Origin of the sequence: Neobacillus cucumis (assembly GCF_016908975.1) — a bacterium.
Classification (GTDB): Bacteria; Bacillota; Bacilli; order Bacillales; family Cytobacillaceae; genus Neobacillus; species Neobacillus cucumis.
This window is the reverse complement of sequence record NZ_JAFBEX010000003.1, coordinates 153,137-170,818: the sequence shown is the minus strand read 5'-3', so window position 1 is coordinate 170,818 and position 17,682 is coordinate 153,137. Positions and strand designations below refer to the sequence as shown.

At 38.1% G+C, this 17,682-nt stretch carries 16 protein-coding genes and 3 pseudogenes; 16 read left to right on the top strand and 3 right to left on the bottom strand.

Annotated features, from left to right (window positions below; genetic code table 11):
- Positions 1 to 17: 17 nt before the first annotated feature.
- Positions 18 to 404, bottom strand: coding sequence for a rhodanese-like domain-containing protein (locus JOC76_RS05075; RefSeq protein WP_205176508.1), 387 nt, complete (start codon positions 402 to 404; stop codon positions 18 to 20).
- 193 nt (positions 405 to 597) lie between these two features.
- Between JOC76_RS05075 and lipM the strand changes: the two genes are divergently transcribed.
- From lipM to JOC76_RS05040, 7 genes and pseudogenes are all read left to right on the top strand, one after another.
- Positions 598 to 1,434 carry an octanoyltransferase LipM gene (gene lipM, locus JOC76_RS05070; RefSeq protein WP_205176507.1) on the top strand — a complete coding sequence of 279 codons (837 nt, stop codon included), beginning with the start codon at positions 598 to 600 and terminating at the stop codon, positions 1,432 to 1,434.
- A 328-nt stretch (positions 1,435 to 1,762) separates the two neighbouring features.
- Positions 1,763 to 2,578: pseudogene (locus tag JOC76_RS05065) on the top strand (ribonucleotide reductase barrel domain-containing protein); the annotation flags it as partial.
- A 327-nt stretch (positions 2,579 to 2,905) separates the two neighbouring features.
- Positions 2,906 to 4,042 (top strand): annotated as a pseudogene (locus JOC76_RS05060) (ribonucleotide reductase barrel domain-containing protein); the annotation flags it as partial.
- A 290-nt stretch (positions 4,043 to 4,332) separates the two neighbouring features.
- Positions 4,333 to 4,935, top strand: a pseudogene (locus JOC76_RS05055) (ribonucleotide reductase barrel domain-containing protein); the annotation flags it as partial.
- 158 nt (positions 4,936 to 5,093) lie between these two features.
- A complete protein-coding gene (locus tag JOC76_RS05050) occupies positions 5,094 to 5,549 on the top strand; it encodes a C40 family peptidase (protein WP_239557547.1) in 456 nt (151 codons plus the stop codon).
- 291 nt (positions 5,550 to 5,840) lie between these two features.
- Positions 5,841 to 6,866: a spore photoproduct lyase gene (gene splB / locus JOC76_RS05045; RefSeq protein WP_205176505.1), complete on the top strand. Its 1,026-nt coding sequence runs from the start codon at positions 5,841 to 5,843 to the stop codon at positions 6,864 to 6,866.
- 79 nt (positions 6,867 to 6,945) lie between these two features.
- Positions 6,946 to 7,830, top strand: coding sequence for a patatin-like phospholipase family protein (locus JOC76_RS05040; protein WP_205176504.1), 885 nt, complete (start codon positions 6,946 to 6,948; stop codon positions 7,828 to 7,830).
- 154 nt (positions 7,831 to 7,984) lie between these two features.
- Here JOC76_RS05040 and JOC76_RS05035 read toward each other — a convergent pair whose 3' ends face one another.
- Positions 7,985 to 8,377 carry an SA1362 family protein gene (locus tag JOC76_RS05035; protein ID WP_307784689.1) on the bottom strand — a complete coding sequence of 131 codons (393 nt, stop codon included), beginning with the start codon at positions 8,375 to 8,377 and terminating at the stop codon, positions 7,985 to 7,987.
- Between the two features lie 57 nt (positions 8,378 to 8,434).
- Positions 8,435 to 9,379, bottom strand: coding sequence for a DUF1385 domain-containing protein (locus JOC76_RS05030; protein ID WP_205176502.1), 945 nt, complete (start codon positions 9,377 to 9,379; stop codon positions 8,435 to 8,437).
- 241 nt (positions 9,380 to 9,620) lie between these two features.
- Between JOC76_RS05030 and JOC76_RS05025 the strand changes: the two genes are divergently transcribed.
- The 9 genes from JOC76_RS05025 (at position 9,621) to JOC76_RS04985 (ending at position 17,673) form a co-directional block, all read left to right on the top strand.
- Complete coding sequence (locus JOC76_RS05025) at positions 9,621 to 10,109, top strand: YqhR family membrane protein (protein ID WP_205176501.1); 489 nt, start codon at positions 9,621 to 9,623, stop codon at positions 10,107 to 10,109.
- A gap of 72 nt (positions 10,110 to 10,181) precedes the next feature.
- The gene (locus JOC76_RS05020) at positions 10,182 to 11,243 is read left to right on the top strand and encodes a M24 family metallopeptidase (RefSeq protein ID WP_205176500.1); all 1,062 of its coding nucleotides are present in this window, start codon (positions 10,182 to 10,184) and stop codon (positions 11,241 to 11,243) included.
- A 21-nt stretch (positions 11,244 to 11,264) separates the two neighbouring features.
- On the top strand, positions 11,265 to 11,822 hold the full coding sequence (gene efp, locus JOC76_RS05015) for an elongation factor P (RefSeq protein WP_205176499.1): 558 nt from the start codon (positions 11,265 to 11,267) through the stop codon (positions 11,820 to 11,822).
- A gap of 183 nt (positions 11,823 to 12,005) precedes the next feature.
- On the top strand, positions 12,006 to 12,455 hold the full coding sequence (locus tag JOC76_RS05010) for a PCYCGC motif-containing (lipo)protein (RefSeq protein ID WP_205176498.1): 450 nt from the start codon (positions 12,006 to 12,008) through the stop codon (positions 12,453 to 12,455).
- 9 nt (positions 12,456 to 12,464) lie between these two features.
- Positions 12,465 to 13,121 carry a c-type cytochrome gene (locus JOC76_RS05005; RefSeq protein ID WP_205176497.1) on the top strand — a complete coding sequence of 219 codons (657 nt, stop codon included), beginning with the start codon at positions 12,465 to 12,467 and terminating at the stop codon, positions 13,119 to 13,121.
- A 516-nt stretch (positions 13,122 to 13,637) separates the two neighbouring features.
- Positions 13,638 to 14,696 carry a hypothetical protein gene (locus JOC76_RS05000; protein ID WP_205176496.1) on the top strand — a complete coding sequence of 353 codons (1,059 nt, stop codon included), beginning with the start codon at positions 13,638 to 13,640 and terminating at the stop codon, positions 14,694 to 14,696.
- Between the two features lie 13 nt (positions 14,697 to 14,709).
- Entirely contained in the window at positions 14,710 to 15,162 is a 453-nt protein-coding gene (locus tag JOC76_RS04995; RefSeq protein ID WP_205176495.1) for a cytochrome c maturation protein CcmE, read from the top strand.
- Positions 15,163 to 15,186: 24 nt separating this feature from the next.
- Positions 15,187 to 17,169 (top strand): heme lyase CcmF/NrfE family subunit, encoded by a 1,983-nt coding sequence (locus tag JOC76_RS04990; RefSeq protein WP_205176494.1) that lies wholly within the window; start codon positions 15,187 to 15,189, stop codon positions 17,167 to 17,169.
- The gene (locus JOC76_RS04985; protein WP_205176493.1) at positions 17,170 to 17,673 is read left to right on the top strand and encodes a cytochrome c-type biogenesis protein CcmH; all 504 of its coding nucleotides are present in this window, start codon (positions 17,170 to 17,172) and stop codon (positions 17,671 to 17,673) included.
- Positions 17,674 to 17,682: the final 9 nt, after the last annotated feature.

Below are 17,682 nucleotides of genomic sequence, written 5' to 3'. Positions count from 1 at the left end.
ATCGGAACCCTAGAATTTTATGCTTTTTTTGTTTTTACCTTACCTGTCCATTTTTTAAACCCGCCTTCAAGCTGGGTTAATTCTCTATATCCTTTTCGGTGTAGCATTTGTGCTGCACGTGCACTGCGCATGCCGCTTTGGCAATATAAATATACAGGCATATCTTGGCGAATTTCCTTCATCCACATTTTCATTTGTGACATGGGAATATTACGTGCTCCTAAAATATGACCGCCCTCGAACTCGTTCGGTTCACGAACATCTATTAGTTGTGCCTTTCGGTACCCAGCACGAAATTCTTCTTCTGCAACCGTTTTAACAATTCTCTTCTGATAAAAATAAGTAAAAACGGTGTAGATAGCAACAGCTGCAACAACAATGATTAATGTATAAAGTGGATTCAACTTCTTTTGCCCCTTTCAAGCTTTACTGCATTAGTATTTATTATATAAGTCATTCCAATAAAGATAAAGATGAAAAGGAAAAACTTTTTTTGTTTCTATATAAAAAATTATACCAAAAACATCTCCTACTTGAATTCCTATCAGATTTTGGTAGACTAAATTTCGTACTAATTAATACAAATGGGGTTTTTAAATGGAAAAAGAAACGTGGCGTTTTATAGATTCAGGAAATGGTTCACCGTCCTTTAATATGGCATTAGATGAAGCTTTGCTTGATTGGCATAGTGAAGGAAAGTTTCCCCCAGTTATTCGTTTTTATGGCTGGAATCCGCCAACCTTGTCAGTTGGCTATTTCCAAAAGGTTGAAAAAGAAATTGATATGGATGCTGTTAGAGAGCATAAATTAGGATTTGTTAGAAGACCAACAGGTGGGCGTGGCGTTCTCCATGAGCATGAGCTTACCTATAGTGTCATTGTTTCAGAAGACCATCCCGAGATGCCTAAAACAGTTACGGAGGCATATCGTGTTATTTCTGAAGGGATATTAAAAGGTTTTCACCATTTAGGACTCGAAGCATACTTTGCAGTTCCCAAAACGGCTGAAGAAAGAGATGCATTAAAAAATCCTCGCTCTGCTGTTTGTTTTGATGCCCCAAGCTGGTATGAATTAGTTGTTGAAGGCAGAAAAGTAGCGGGAAGCGCTCAAACAAGGCAAAAGGGTGTCATTCTTCAACACGGTTCCATTCTACTGGATTTGGATGAGGAAAAGCTATTTAGTTTATTTAAATACCCAAATGATCGTGTTAAGGAACGGATGAAAAAAGCATTTAAAGATAAGGCGGTTGCGATAAACGCGATTAGTCCAAGAAGGATAACATTAGAAGAGGCAAAGGAAGCCTTCTATAAAGGGTTTGCTGAAGGGTTGAATATTGAGCTCGAACCCTACCAATTAACAGATGAAGAACTTGCTTATGTAGAGAAAATTGCTAAAGAACGATATGAAAACGATGAATGGAATTTTAAAAGGTAGTCACAGCGGCAAACGCCGCTTTTTTCTTTTTTTTAAATGGCCCTATTATGAAAGAAGCAAACCTCGAATTTTGTTAAATTTTCCTGTTATTTGACGAAATTCCGCTAAAATCTTTTATTTTCTTCTAATTCTAGGTTTTTTTGAGTTTGACAAAATAAATGTTATTTGCTCGCCATACAATATATAGTAGTGTCGAAAATATTTTCGGTACTATATGTTGATTTATTGTGTGTAACTATGTTAATTTAAATTTATTAAGTCAACTAGATATAGCGATGCTACTAGAATCTAGCACTATATAGAGTTTTATATAAAAGGAGTTGTTCTCATGTCTGTAGTTTTTAGACAAAAAATGAATATTGATTTTGAAAGGTTGAATGAGGATATCCGCCTATTCCCCCCAGTGCATCCGGTTACCCCAGATATGAAAATAACTCATAAAGGTGTATCAAGACTGGTTATGCTCGACCGTTACACCTTTAAAGACACTGCAAAAATTACCCTAACAACTGGCGACTTTGTTGTTTTAACGATTAAAGAGGATCCAAAATTTCCTGCACGTGGCTTAGGAAAAATTTTAGAAATTGATTGGGAAAAGAAAAAGGCAAAAGTTTTAGTTGAAGAGGAATTTAGAGGCGTACTTGATCCTAAGGAAGCAGCAACAGGTGAGATCATTAGGTCTCTAGATGTTATTGAGAAGCCATTAGAGCTTTTCTATGAGCAGATTGCGAAGCGTAATGCTACAGGTCTTGCGGCGGTGGAAACAACCGAAGAGAAGCGCTTAGAATGGACGGAGAAGTTTTATCAAGAGTTAGTGAACTTGAACTTTATTCCGGCCGGCCGGGTTCTTTACGGGGCGGGGGCTGATACGGATGTAACTTATTTTAATTGTTATGTAATGCCGTTTGTTGCGGATTCACGTGAAGGCATTTCCGACCATCGTAAACAGGTTATGGAAATCATGAGCCGAGGCGGCGGAGTTGGAACGAATGGTTCAACGTTAAGACCACGAAATACACTTGCTCGAGGCGTAAATGGTAAATCATCTGGTTCGGTTTCATGGTTGGATGATATTGCGAAATTGACGCATCTTGTTGAACAAGGTGGATCAAGACGTGGAGCGCAAATGATAATGTTGGCGGATTAATTAAGATGCACTAGTCCGCGTCATTCAGAAGATGAATGACTAGAAAATCGGGTGAATTGCAGGGAAATTCTTAGAGACTTGCAAGCTACAACGTGACTGGAAACGGTGGGCGTGAAAGCTTTAAAAATTGTAAGTATTGGACAATCTGCAGCCAAGCGTCATTGGGCATAGTTAATGGCGAAGGTTCAACGACTAGAGAGTGAGTCCCAACAATAAACTCTCATAAGCGCCCGGCCCCTAACAGAGAAATGCTGAGGGTGATGATATAGTCTAGGCCGTCTGCTGACAAGCAGAATAAATATCCTGAAAGGGACGGTATAAGCGTGGCATCCTGACATTATTGAATTCATTATTTCCAAAATGCAGAATCCTAGAATTCTAAGATTCTTAATTGAAAATACAAACGATGAAACGATTAAGAAGCATGCAAAAGACAAACTTAAATTTACACCATTAACGCTACAAGAAACTGCGATGTATCAAGGAATTGTGAATTACAAAAGCATTCCTGGATTTGGTGGTTTTGATGAAAATAGCATTGCTCATGCTGAGGAAAAGCTTCTAACCGGCGGTAATTACACTGTTCATAATTCTGAGTTCCTAACTGGTGCAAATATTTCAGTATGTTTGACAAAGGAATTTATGGAAGCTGTTGAAAACGACGGTGAATATGATCTTCGTTTCCCATATGTAGAGCAATACAATCAAGATGAAATGAAAATCTACAATGAAGAGTGGCACAAAGTTGGTGACGTCCGTGAGTGGGAAAAACTCGGACACAAAGTTCGTGTTTATAAGAAGATTAAAGCAAAAGAACTTTGGAACTTAATCAACATTTGCGCAACCTACTCTGCAGAACCAGGTATTTTCTTTATCGATAATGCTAACGACATGACCAATGCGAAAGCATATGGACAACAAGTCGTAGCGACAAATCCGTGTGGAGAGCAGCCACTTGCACCATTTTCTGTGTGCAACCTTGCAGCAGTAAACCTTGCTGAGATGGCAAATAAAGAAACCAAAACAGTTGATTTTGAGAAGCTTAAACAAACAGTAGCGGTCGGTGTTCGCATGCAAGACAACGTTATAAACGCTACTCCATACTTCTTAGAAGAAAACAAAAAACAAGCTCTTGGTGAGCGACGCGTAGGTCTAGGCGTTATGGGATTACATGATCTCTTAATTTACTGTGAAACAGAGTATGGTTCACCTGAGGGTAACGAGCTAGTTGATAAAGTATTCGAAGCGATTGCTACAACAGCTTATAGAACATCGGTTGAATTAGCAACAGAGAAAGGTAGCTTCCCATTCTTAACTGGTGATACACCTGAAGAAACAAACCGATTAAGACAGGCATTCATTAACACTGGATTTATGAAAAAGATGCCTGAAGATGTCCGTGAATCTATACTTGAAAAAGGAATTAGAAATTCTCATTTATTAACTGTTGCTCCAACGGGTAAACATATTGCCCCAAGTGTTCGTAAGAGCGCTGCGTAAACTTAGCTATATGCGGGAAACCCTGGCGTATCTCTTACTACCTAGTCTTGCCAACTTTTTATAGGTAAAAAGGTAAGAGTGTTGGCGAAAGCCTACCAGACAATCCGCAGGGAAGTCGTGGCTGACCCCTCAACGACTACATGCTGAGCAACCACTTATATGGTTGATGATATAGTCTGACCCATATGGCGACATATGGAGCGGGTACTAATAACCCCGCCCTCTATGAAATATAGAGAGTAACAAACGTGAGTACTGGAACAATGGTTGGCGTCTCTACAGGATTAGAGCCTTATTTCTCATTCTCTTACTTCCGAAGTGGACGACTTGGTAAATTTATTGAAGTTAAAGCAGATATCGTCCAAGAATATTTAGATCAGCACCCAGAAGCAGATCCGAACAACCTGCCAAAATGGTTCGTTACAGCCATGGAACTTGCACCAGAAGCACATGCTGACGTTCAATGTGTCATTCAGCGTTGGATCGACAGCTCCATTAGTAAAACCGTTAACGCACCAAAAGGATACAGCGTAGAACAAGTAGAAAAAGTGTACGAGCGCCTCTATCGCGGCGGTGCTAAAGGCGGTACTGTATATGTAGACGGTTCACGTGATTCACAAGTACTGACTCTAAAAGCTGAGGATAATACAAATGAGCAACTATCCATGTTTGATGAAAAACCACATCAACATGTCGTGCTTGTCGACACAATTAGCGACCTTCGCTCAACAGACGTAACAATCGGTTCAGAGGTCGGTAATACCTGTCCGGTCTGCCGTAAAGGAAAAGTCAAAGAAATTGGCGGATGCAATACATGTACCAACTGTAATGCCCAATTAAAGTGTGGTTTATAAAATCTTTTTGAGGATGGAGCTAACTGTTCCATCCTCTTTTTTATTCTATAAATTTTACTAATATAACATTGTAATCGAATTGTAATATGGCTGTGATGAGCCTGTTATCCTATCCTAGTATAGTAAAAGTATCAAATCACCCAAGGGGGAATAACAAAATGTTCAAAAAGAAAATCATTGCAGCAATCGTAATGACAGCTACAATTGCAACGTCTTTGTTTGCCACTTCGGGTGAAAAAGCAGAAGCGGCATATTATCATACAAAAGCAATAACAGTAGCAAAAGCAAACCTTGGTGTTCCATATAGATGGGGTGGAATTACACCTTCTGGCTTTGATTGTTCTGGACTTGTTAAGTATTCTTTTGGCAAGGCAGGCGTAACACTGCCACGTACGGCATCAGATATGTTCTATACAAAAGGATATCGAGTAAGTTCACTACAGGTTGGAGATTTAATGTTCTTTGCCCCAACTAAAGCAAGCAAACCAACACATGTAGCCATCTACATCGGCTCTGGAAAAATGATTATGGCTTCTTCCTCAAAAGGCGTTATCATCACATATACAAGCAATACCTATTGGAAGCCTAGATATGTCGGAGCAAAGCGTATCTAATATAAAATGAGAAGAGTATCGGATTAAAAACCGGTGCTCTTTTTTTGTTTAAGAAATAAGAAATTTCAACTTCGAGAATTGTCCAGCTCCAGCGCTAGCCCCTCGAGGTCACAAGCCAAGCCGTCCAAAAGGTTAAAGAACAACCTTTCGGTCGGCTTGGCTTGTGCTTGTCGGGCTGATCAAGGCGCTTGCGCTTTTCTTAATATGGTAAAAACTTCTCTCCCTTATTATTAACTATCTTCCTTTACAACAACTCATACTACTAAAAAAGAGTGAAATGAGGGAATGAGTATGGATCCTTTTATGCCACAGCTTGTCTATATCGAGCCGAAAGCATTAGAATATCCCCTTGGCAGGGAGCTGAAGGAAAAATTTACAAAACTGGGTCTCGAAATTCGAGAAACCACCTCTCATAATCAAGTCCGGGGGATACCTGGTGATAACGAACTTCAGCAATACCGCAATGCTAAATCTACACTAGTTGTGGGAATCAGAAGAACTTTAAAATTTGATACATCGAAGCCGTCTGCTGAATATGCTATTCCACTCGCCACGGGTTGTATGGGGCATTGTCATTACTGTTACCTGCAAACAACCCTTGGAAGTAAACCCTATATCAGGACATATGTTAACTTAGATGAAATCTTTGAGCAGGCGCAAAAATATATCGACGAGCGCAAACCAGAAATTACACGCTTTGAAGCAGCCTGTACATCTGACATTGTGGGATTAGACCACCTAACCCATTCTTTAAAGAAAGCAATCGAATTCTTTGGACAATCCGAGTATGGACAACTTCGATTTGTAACAAAATTTCATCATGTTGACCACCTGCTAGATGCCAAACATAATGGAAAAACAAGATTCCGATTTAGTGTGAATTCTCGTTATGTAATAAAAAACTTCGAACCAGGTACATCGTCCTTTGAGGATCGATTAAAAGCCGCACGGAAAGTAGCTAATGCTGGATATCCGCTAGGTTTTATCGTTGCGCCAATCTACATGCATGAAGATTGGAAAGAAGGCTATCGAGAATTATTTGAACGGCTAAGCGAAGAATTAGCGGGTGTAGAGATACCGGATCTTACTTTTGAACTAATTCAACATCGGTTTACCAAACCAGCAAAAAACGTCATTGCTAAGCGTTATCCGAAAACCAAGCTTGAAATGAATGAGGAGGAGCGAAAATACAAATGGGGGCGGTATGGCATTGGAAAATATGTCTATCCAGATGAAGCGGCAAAGGATCTGGAAACGTCCATTAGAGAATATGTTCAGGAATTTTTTCCTAACGCTGTAGTTCAATATTTCACATAAATTTTCTACTTGTCCGCCGTACTATATTCCAATCCCCGTGACTAAAGATGTAACAAGTTCATCTTTAGGAGTGGCTGCCATGAAAATAGACGGCGTTTTTTCTGGAGGGGGAATTAAAGGTTTTGCCATTTTAGGAGCCTATGAAGAAATTGAAAGCAGGGGGTTTCAATTTGTAAGGCTCGCTGCAACAAGTGCAGGTTCCATTATTGCCGCTTTGATCGTAGCCGGGTATACAAGTAAAGAGATTTATCAGTTGGTAGATGAATTTGATTTGCCTAAGATGCTTGATACTCGAAAGACCATTATCCCATTCTCGATTGCAAAATGGCTGCTTGTATATTGGAAATTAGGCCTATATAAAGGAAATGAACTGGAAAAATGGATGAAAGAGAAGCTTGAAGCAAAAGGCTTAAGAACATTTTCAGATCTTCCGCCAGATGCGCTAAGAGTGATTGCTTCTGACCTATCAAATGGACAATTGGTCGTGCTGCCCGATGATTTAGAAAAATTCGGGATAAATCCGAGATCCTTCCCGATAGCTAAGGCCATTCGAATGAGTTGCAGTATTCCATATTTTTATGAACCAGTTAAATTACGGTCTAATGATGGCGTAAATGTCATTGTCGATGGTGGGGTGCTTAGTAATTTTCCGATGTGGCTGTTTGATACGGATACAGAAAAAAAAGTCAGGCCAGTACTTGGAATAAAGACTAGCCCAAGCGAATATGAACATGAAAAACATCAAATTAAAAATGGCATTCAACTATTTGGGGCCATATTTGAAACAATGAAGGATGCCCATGATCAACGATATATTTCAAAAAAACATGTTGATAATATTATTTTTATAAAAGCAGAAGGTGTGTCTTTAACCGAATTTTCTATAACCGATGAAAAGAAGCAAAAATTATTTGAAATCGGCAGAAATCATGCTAAAAAGTTTTTAGATAAATGGACTTACTAATTACTACGAGAACTGTCTAGATTCGCCACCTAGGGGCTCGGTGTCATAAGCCAATCTGTCAAGAAGTCTAAAGAGCAGCCTTCTCGCCGGCTTGACTGTAGCCTCGCGCACCTGGTCAAGGCGCTTCCACATTTCTAATAAAAAAATCGAGTGTCTAAAAAGACGCTCGATTTTTCTTTTTACTCTTTTTGCCGTCAATAACGGTCAGATGCGCAGGGGATTTCTTTTTTAGTTTGCTGCTTTTCTTTAATTTGGTTAAAGTTCCTAGAGCTGAGCTTTTGGCAGTAGAATCTCCACTCTTTTGCTGCAATCGTTTTTTTGATCTTTTAGCTGCCTTAAGAAATGCCCGTTGCTCTTTTTTCTGAGGGCTCGAATTTGAATACTTCCGAAACAGGAAAAAAATAACTAAACCGATCAATGCGATGACAGCTATTCCCTGAATGAAACCGGCAGGATTTGCTGTAAAGGAACCGACAATTCCCAGTATTGCAAGAATAATAAGTAACCCAACAATAATGGTTGATATCCGATTTTTCAAGAAAGCCACCTCCCTAAGAGCATCATAAGCATTTTTTTATTCTTTTAAACACAAAGGTAAAAAGATTTAGACAATTTCTTCATTTTTTGCATCAAATTCTGTTTCTTTCTCTCTTTTTAATAACTCTTGAAAAGAAAGTATTGCCACTTCTACTTGGTCATTATTTGGTTCTTTCGTCGTTAACAGTTGAAGCCAAAGTCCAGGCAGACCCAAATACTTAAGGACTGGTACATTTCTTAATTTGTTGGTTACCTGTAAAACTTCAAATGCAATCCCTAACACCACGGGTATTAAAAGAAGGCGGTCAACAACCCTTAACCAAAGTGGGGTGGTTGGGACAAGTAAATAAACAAAAACGCCGACTACGACCGTAAATAGGATGAAACTGCTGCCGCATCGATAATGAAGCCTTGAATGGGCCTGCACATTTTCAACCGTTAATTCTACCCCTGCTTCATAGGTGTTTATTACTTTATGCTCAGCACCATGATATTGGAACACTCTTTTTATTAAGGGGGTAAGTGAAACAAAGTATATATATATAAGGAGTAGTAAAAGCTTAAAAAAGCCTTCTACCATTACTTGAGCAAAATCTGATGGGAAAATGGGTTTCGTTAGTACAGCTAAAAAGACAGGGATTAACGTGAAAGCAAACTTCCCAAACAAAAAAGAAATAACTCCGATAACGGCTACTCCTAAATACATCGTTAATTTTGAATCTTCTTTTTCCTTAATGGTTTCGTCATCTTTAGGGTCAACATCGTATCTTTCTGTAGAAAAGTTCAAATGTTTTGAGCCATTTGCACTTGCTTCAATGATTGCAATAATACCTCGAAGGAACGGGATTTTTTTTAAACGGCTTAAAGAAGGATTTGCTTTCCGCCGCATATGAAAGTATTCTACAGAGCGATCTTTTCTGCGAATAGCCGTAACGTAATGATGTTTCCCGCCAAACATGACTCCTTCAACAACTGCCTGGCCGCCATATACGGGTTTTTGAGAATTAGACATGGTTACACCAACCTATTAACAAAGTTGCACAATAGCAGAAATGATTAATCTGTATGTACTTAATTTTATTCTACTAGAAAAGTGAAAAAACCTCTAGAGAGACAAAATATTTCACTCTAAAACAGTAAAAAATTTTTTTCTAGGTAAGGATTACACTTCAAAGGGCATAATAACTATGGAATTTAGTATCAAATACATAAAAACGAGCATGTTCAAAAGATAGAATGGAGGCTGTTAAAAAATGTTAGACGAACAACTATATCCAAAACAAATGTCATTTTTAATGATGGTTTTTTGGACCGGTTTATTTGGAGGGATTTTTTGGGGTGCTATAGGATATATTGCTTATTTTTTTAATTTTACAGAAGTTAGCCCGAATGTCATTTTGGAACCATGGGCCCTGGGAAATTGGAAGTATGGATGGTTGGGTAAATTAATTTCGATGGTATTCTTGGCGATTGTTTCAATTATTGCTGCTTTCGTATATTATGCTGTTCTAAGAAAGTTAAAAGGCATATGGTTTGGGGTCGGATTTGGTATTATTTTATTTTTATTGGTATTTTTTGTTCTAAATCCTATCTTCCCAGGAATCAAGCCACTGCTGGAATTAAAACGGGACACCATCATAACTTCGATTTGTTTATATATGTTATATGGAACCTTTATTGGATATTCCATTAATTATGAATATGAACTTAATAAAGTTCAAGACAAAGAGGCTTCAACCTAAGTTTCATTAGTCCATTATTAAAGGTTATGATAAAATATTTTTATCTACAAATATAAGGGAGAGTGGAGATACATGCCGAAATTAGAGAAATTACGGTCTGCTTTTTCAGAAAGAGGCATTGATGGAATATTGATAACCAGCCCGTACAATCGCCGTTACATATCTAATTTTACAGGAACAGCAGGTGTGGTGTTAATTAGCGCTGAGAGTGCTCAGTTTATTACAGACTTCCGCTACATTGAACAAGCCACCGAACAATGCCAAGGCTTTGAGATTATTAAATATTCAAGTTCAGTTCCGAGTGAAGTTGCAAAGCAAGTTAAAAATTTAGGCATCAAAAAGCTTGGTTTTGAAGAAGATTTTCTAACATATTCTTCCTTTAAAGGATATGAGAAAGAAATAGATGCTGAATTTGTTCCCATTTCCGGTTTAATTGAAAAGTTACGCTTGATTAAGACAGACGCAGAGATTAAGATATTAAAGGTAGCAGCAGATATCGCTGATGCTGCGTTTAAACATATTTTGGATTTTATCCGTCCAGGAAAAACCGAATTAGAAGTGTCTAATGAGCTTGAGTTTTTTATGAGAAAGGCTGGGGCAACTTCCTCTTCATTTGATACCATCGTTGCTTCTGGTCATCGTTCTGCACTTCCACACGGTGTTGCAAGTGATAAGGTAATTGAATCTGGAGATATCGTAACGATGGATTATGGCTGTTATTACAACGGTTATGTTTCGGATATTACCCGGACTGTTGCCGTTGGTGAACCTGATGCAAAACTAAAAGCTATTTATAATATTGTACTTGAGGCACAATTACGTGGAATGGCTGGATTGAAACCAGGAATTACTGGAAGAGAAGCAGACGCTATAACGAGAGACTACATAACAGAAAAGGGTTATGGCGAATACTTTGGTCACTCCACTGGACACGGGATAGGACTAGAGGTACACGAAGGTCCTGGATTATCAATGAAGTCTGATATTATCTTAGAACCTGGCATGGTGGTTACTTGTGAACCAGGTATCTACATCCCAGGTCTTGGCGGCGTTCGAATTGAAGATGATACTTTGATTACGGACACTCATAATGAAGCTCTAACCCACTCAACAAAAGAACTAATTATATTGTAAGATTTTTAGGAGGATTTACACATGATATCTGTAAATGATTTTAAAACGGGATTAACGATCGAAGTCGATGGCGGTCTATGGCGCGTTCTTGATTTCCAACACGTAAAGCCAGGAAAAGGTGCTGCATTTGTTCGTTCAAAGCTTCGTAACCTACGTAATGGTGCTATTCAAGAAAAAACTTTCCGTGCAGGTGAAAAAGTAGAAAAAGCACAAATTGATAATCGCAAAATGCAATATCTTTATGCAAGCGGTGATGCTCATGTGTTTATGGATATGGAATCCTACGAACAAGTAGAACTTCCTGCATCAAATATTGAATACGAATTAAAATTCTTAAAAGAAAATATGGAAGTTCATATCATGATGTTCCAACATGAAACCCTTGGGGTAGAACTGCCTAACACTGTTGAATTAGAAGTAACTGAAACAGAACCAGGTATCAAAGGGGATACAGCTTCTGGCGGTACAAAGCCTGCAACACTTGAAACAGGTCTTATTGTTCAAGTGCCTTTCTTTGTTAACCAAGGAGATAAACTCATCATTAATACATCAGAAGCAAGTTATGTTTCTCGCGCATAAAGTTTAACCAAAAACCTTAGACCAAAATTGGGTCTAAGGTTTTTTTTATTGCCTGGATAGATGGCTTTCTACAGTTAGTAAGCTTAAAAACTTCACTAAATAGTAAGAATTTAGAGCTAGTGCGGAAAGACCTATTTGTTAAAATACATGTGTATAAGAATATAGTAAAGGGGTGAATCGAAAATGAAGCGAATAACAACTTTCTTCTTCCTTTTCATTTTATTAGCCATAATAGCTGCGGGTTGCAGTTCCAAGCTTGATGATCACAGTTGGAAGCTTGATAAAAAACATGCACCATTACCAGATTTTGTCTTAAATACATCTGAAAAAGTGCAAGAAACGTATATAATGGCATCAACCTATCCGGATGTTGTTGCACAAGTACCGTGTTATTGTGGTTGTGTGGCAGAGGGTCATAAGAGCAACCTAGATTGCTTTGTTAAGAGTGTTGGTGATAACAACGCTGTAACAGAGTGGGATTCACATGGTATATCCTGTGATACCTGTATCAATATTGCCCGGGATGCAGTAGAACTACATCTTAATGGTGATAGTTCTGGGAAAATTTATCAATTAATTACTGATAAATATAAAAATCTTGGGGAAGCAACCCCAACACCTGAGCCAAAGTAGGGGTAACCCATGAAAAAAATACTAATTGGATTTTATATCTTGGTTATTATTGGAATTATTGTTTGTATAAGCAACAGTAATATATTTGCTAAAAAGAATTCACAAGCTATTGCTGCTGGTGAGAAAGCATATAATCAAAATTGTTTAGTTTGTCATGGTGACAATGGAAAAGGTGAAGGTGAAAAAGCTGGAACCTCTTTGAATAATCAAAATTTTTTAAACACGGTAACGGATAAGAATTTATATAATTATATAAAATTTGGAAGAGAAGGAACAGGAATGCCAGCATATGGACCCAGATTATCAGAGAAAGAGCTGAAAAGCCTTGTAGCCTTCATCCGAAATTGGCAAACGAAGGATATTAAATTTGATGTTCCGAAGACCATTGCCGGAAATCCAGCAAATGGTCAAAAATTATACAATCTATATTGCCAAAATTGTCATATGAAAGCAGGAACTGGGATGTTACATATGGGAACCGCACTGTCGCATCCACAATATTTAAAATACACAACTGACAAGCAGATATGGATTAGTGCTGCATATGGTCGGGAAGAGACTAGAATGGGTCCATCCTTAAAAGGTCTTGACGGTGTACGGCAATTAAAGACACAGGATATATCAGATATTGTTACCTATATCCGATCTTTGGAAGTCCAAAAATAGCATAAAAAGTTGAGAACCTGTATCCGAATGGATGCAGTTTTTTTTATGACATGAAGTATAAATTCGAATTCGAGAATTGTCTAGCTCCAGCGCCTAGCCCCTCGATGGTCTACAGCCACTCCCAACAGGAAGGCAAAAAGCGCCTTCCTGTTGGGAGCGTCTTATGCTTGGCTACAGAAAACTATCGTTTTCTGTACGCATTAAGGGAGACTAATCTCTGACTACGCTTTGCTTGCCATCGATAAGTCTCCCTATATCGGGGCTGACCAAGGCGCTTGCGCTTTTCTTACTATTTTTTCAAAGTTGTATCCGACAAAATACATGGAATTTCGATGGGGTGCCAAAAATGTGAACATTCTGTGGTGGTTTTTTGTCAAAAAGTCAAACGTTTCCACCCTTTAACAAAATGTTCAAGAGTGATTCAACTATATAGGTAGAGAAACAATAATATTTTTTCTAAGAGGACTATAGTGCAAATTAAGGGAAAATGAAGGTGTTTCATCAAGGAGGGTTTTTATGCTAAAGAAAAAGTGGCTGGCAATGTTTGTGATTTGCTCATTCCTTGGTAACTTTATCAGTTCTAAGGCTAGCGCTGAAACTGTTTTTCAAGCGGAAAAATTTCCATTTAAGGAAATGCAAGTACAAATTATGCCGGAGTTTGATTATCCAGAAGATTGGGGTTCAAGAGATGTTCCATCATTACTAGTAGGCATGTATGGGACGATTACAAATAAGAGCGGTAAAGACTATGATGGAAAAATTGAAATACCGATTCCTGCTAAAGATAAGGGTTTTGAAGCTAATTTAGTTGCAGAATTTCCAGCAGAAAATCAGCCGGAGGTTCAACGTCCTTACGATATTGACAAGGAAAAAGGAATAATATCATGGAAGCCTGGAAAGGCAATTAAAAATAATCAAACCTATCAATTTGTCATTGAATATTACACCCGAACAATTGATGTGAGGGATCAAAAAAACTTTACATATCAGTTGAACAATAATGCTGGAATGGACCAATTAGATGTTATCTTTTACTCCCCAATGGATGCTAAGAATATACAAGTAGAACCCCAAACAGCTAATAACACCAAAAGTGAGTATGGAGAAGAGTTGTATTATTACCAATATAAGGATGTAAAAGCAAAAGAAAATCTTAAATTTTCCTTTTCATACAAAAAAGATGGAACCGAATCAACAATGGAAGCCATTAACAAACAAGAATCTTCATCAACCCAAAGCACTAGTGGCAGTACCGCAACTGACCAAGTGAAAAAGGGAACCTCAACCAGTAACGCCAAGCAGCCGCTAATTGGAGTTGGCGCAGCATCCATTATTGGTATTGCTTTAATTATTGCGGGATTCCTTGTCTATCTCGGACTAAAAGGTCATTCTCCAATAGGGCGACGTACATCTGTTAAAAGTACTAAACAAAAAAATCGATCAACAAAGCAGACAGTCGGAAAAAAAGTGAACAAAACTAATAATGAAGAAGAAAAAAAGGAATTGCGTAAGAAACTGTTAACAGGAAAAATCGATCAAGACATGTATGAAGAAGAAATGAAAAAATTGATTTAATGGGGTGAGATGGATGAAGAAAAATACGCTTGTTATGTTAGGCGGCTTTATTATTGCAGGTGCAATTGTATTCTTATTGATGGCAGCTACTCCTGGTTCTAGTGGTGTTGAATTGACAATGAAAGAACTTTTAGCAACTCAAGATCAGCATAAAGATGATTTTGTTACAGTTGAAGGTTTACTGATGGAAAAAACTATTAAATGGAATCCAGATAAGATTCAATTGAAATTTGACGTAAAGGATAATCATGGAAATGTCATGCATGTTATTTATCATGGGACAAAACCAGATAACTTCTCAGAGGGGGTTATCTGTATCCTCCAAGGCTCACCAACGAAAAAGAATACTTTTGTGGCTGAATCAGTAAAAACCAGATGTCCTTCTAAATACGAGGGAAAAGATATGAAAAACTATGATATTGAAAAACATAAACAATTGTTAGATCAACCAATCAAAGAAAAATAAGAGTCAACGTAAGAAGGTGACGAAATGTATTTATTTGCCAACGCATCAATTTATATAGGTTTAGCCATAGCCATTTACTCGCTTCTCGTCTTAACATGGGGGATTAGCACAAAAAATCAAAAATTCGTTAATAGTGGAAAGAACGGGATGATAGCCTTATTTATTTGTGCAGCCATGGCAATGCTTTCTATGTTCTACCTATTAGCCACATCCCAATTTCAATACGAATACGTGACTGATTATACCAGCAGCGACTTGCCAATCATCTATAAACTAACTGCTTTGTGGGCTGGAAATGCAGGGTCATTATTATTATGGACATTCTTCTTAACTCTTTATATGGTGATGATCGCTTATTCAAGAAAGATGAAAGGAAACCCAATGGTTCCCTACATCTCTGCTATTTTAATGGCCAATGCTGTTTTCTTCTTTTTCATTTTAGGTTTTGTTGCAAAGCCATTTGCACTATTATCTACTGTTCCAACAGAAGGAAAAGGTTTAAATCCAATGCTTCAAAATCCGGGAATGATTATTCATCCGGTAACACTTTACTTAGGTTATGTAGGCCTTGCCGTACCATTTGCCTTTGCAATGGCCGCTTTAATCTTGAAAAATGTGGATGATTTTTGGATCAAAATGACAAGACGTTGGACAATCATTGCCTGGTTATTTTTGAGCCTAGGAAATATCTTCGGAGGCCAATGGGCTTATGTCGAACTAGGTTGGGGCGGATATTGGGCATGGGATGCCGTGGAAAATGCATCGTTTATGCCTTGGCTCACAGCGACTGCGTTCCTTCATTCCGTCATGATACAAGAGCGGAAAAACATGTTGAAAATATGGAATATAAGCTTAATTATTGTATCCTACGCATTTACTTTATTTGGAACTTTCCTCGTGCGTAGTGGTGTACTAACATCTGTGCATGCATTTTCCAACTCAAATTTAGGATTATATTTCTTAATCTTTATGGCTATTGCAGTCATTCTGGCCTTATATGTTTTAATGAGCCGGTACAACTTACTTAAAAGAAGTGCAGGAGAATTTAATTCAATTGTTTCAAAAGAAAGTTCATTCTTAGTTAATAACTTATTACTTGTCGGTGCTGCATTTGCTACATTCTGGGGAACGGTTTTCCCACTTGTATCTGAAGCTGTCCGCGGAACCAAGGTAACAGTTGGAATGCCCTTTTTTAACAAAGTGGAAGCACCTATCCTATTGTCGATGATGTTTGTAATGGCTGTTTGTCCAATGCTTGCGTGGCAGAGATCTACAGTAAAAAATCTTAGAAAAAACTTCATGATTCCAGCTATTCTGGCTGTCATTGGAATGGTATTAATGGTGGTGCTTGGTATCCAAAAAGCATGGGCTGTTATCGGATACGGAGTTATCATTCTATTATTAATTACTCATTTCTTAGAGTTTTATAGAGGTGTAAAAGCTAGAAGAAAGATGACAAAAGAATCACCGTTAGTCGCTTTATATCGGTTAATGATTCGAAACCGCCGCCGTTATGGTGGATATATTGTTCACCTCGGTATTGCCTTTATTACAATGGGGATTATTGGTTCACAAAACTATGATGTTGAAACAATGAAAACCGTTGGGCTAGGAAAGTCGATTGAGATCAATAATTATCGACTCAATTATGAGCGCCTTGATCAAAAGAAAGAGGGAGCAAACGATATTGTTTACGCTGACGTCACCGTATTTAAAAATGGTAAAAAACTCGGTACTTTTCAGCCAGAAAAAGTATTCTACGGTAACTGGGACCAACCATCTTCAGAGGTGGCAATCATTTCATCCTTAAAAGAAGATTTATATATTGTGTTAAGCGCATGGGAAGATGATGGAAAAGCAACCTTTGTCGTCAAAGTGAATCCAATGATGGACTGGTTATGGATCGGTTCCTTTATGATCGTAATTGGTGCACTGTTTGCTGTTTGGAACGGAAAATATGGAAATGTTACTCCTAGATATACAGGAGTACGCAAAGAGGTGTCATAAATGCGAAATAAACTATATCTAGGGCTTATCCTCATTGCGATCATTTTTCAAGGTACTTTTATACGGGCGGAAGCAAAGGAAATAGATTATAAATCGGCAGAATTTAAAGCAGTAGCTGAGCAATTTGCCTGTACTTGCGGGTGTGGTCAGGACCACTATGAATGTGATCCAAATACCTGTAGTCTCACGACTGAGTTTAAAAAAGACTTGGTTAGTATGATGAATAAAGGCTGGGATAAGGATAAAATCCGACAATACTATATCAATATTTATGGTGAAGAAATATTAACCTCTCCCGAGAAAAGCGGGTTTAGTTTAACAGCTTGGGTTCTTCCGTTTGTCGTATTAGGAGTAGCTGCAGTTGCTGTATTTATCATTATTCGTAAATGGGTAAAGAAAAAAGGTAGTGACGCCGTAATGACTGAATACGAAAGCACTGAGGATGAAATAGAAGGAGAAATTCTTTCCTCTATGATCGATGAAGAACGCAAAAAGTATCTTTAGGATGTGGAC

Coding starts and splice junctions, on each gene's coding strand:
- lipM (WP_205176507.1), top strand. CDS start 598: ATGGAAAAAGAAACGTGGCGTTTTATAGATTCAGGAAATGGTTCACCG.
- JOC76_RS04995 (WP_205176495.1), top strand. CDS start 14,710: ATGAAGAAAAATACGCTTGTTATGTTAGGCGGCTTTATTATTGCAGGT.
- efp (WP_205176499.1), top strand. CDS start 11,265: ATGATATCTGTAAATGATTTTAAAACGGGATTAACGATCGAAGTCGAT.
- JOC76_RS04985 (WP_205176493.1), top strand. CDS start 17,170: ATGCGAAATAAACTATATCTAGGGCTTATCCTCATTGCGATCATTTTT.
- JOC76_RS05020 (WP_205176500.1), top strand. CDS start 10,182: ATGCCGAAATTAGAGAAATTACGGTCTGCTTTTTCAGAAAGAGGCATT.
- JOC76_RS05050 (WP_239557547.1), top strand. CDS start 5,094: ATGTTCAAAAAGAAAATCATTGCAGCAATCGTAATGACAGCTACAATT.
- JOC76_RS04990 (WP_205176494.1), top strand. CDS start 15,187: ATGTATTTATTTGCCAACGCATCAATTTATATAGGTTTAGCCATAGCC.
- JOC76_RS05030 (WP_205176502.1), bottom strand. CDS start 9,379: ATGTCTAATTCTCAAAAACCCGTATATGGCGGCCAGGCAGTTGTTGAA.
- JOC76_RS05010 (WP_205176498.1), top strand. CDS start 12,006: ATGAAGCGAATAACAACTTTCTTCTTCCTTTTCATTTTATTAGCCATA.
- JOC76_RS05040 (WP_205176504.1), top strand. CDS start 6,946: ATGAAAATAGACGGCGTTTTTTCTGGAGGGGGAATTAAAGGTTTTGCC.
- JOC76_RS05005 (WP_205176497.1), top strand. CDS start 12,465: ATGAAAAAAATACTAATTGGATTTTATATCTTGGTTATTATTGGAATT.
- splB (WP_205176505.1), top strand. CDS start 5,841: ATGGATCCTTTTATGCCACAGCTTGTCTATATCGAGCCGAAAGCATTA.
- JOC76_RS05025 (WP_205176501.1), top strand. CDS start 9,621: ATGTTAGACGAACAACTATATCCAAAACAAATGTCATTTTTAATGATG.
- JOC76_RS05000 (WP_205176496.1), top strand. CDS start 13,638: ATGCTAAAGAAAAAGTGGCTGGCAATGTTTGTGATTTGCTCATTCCTT.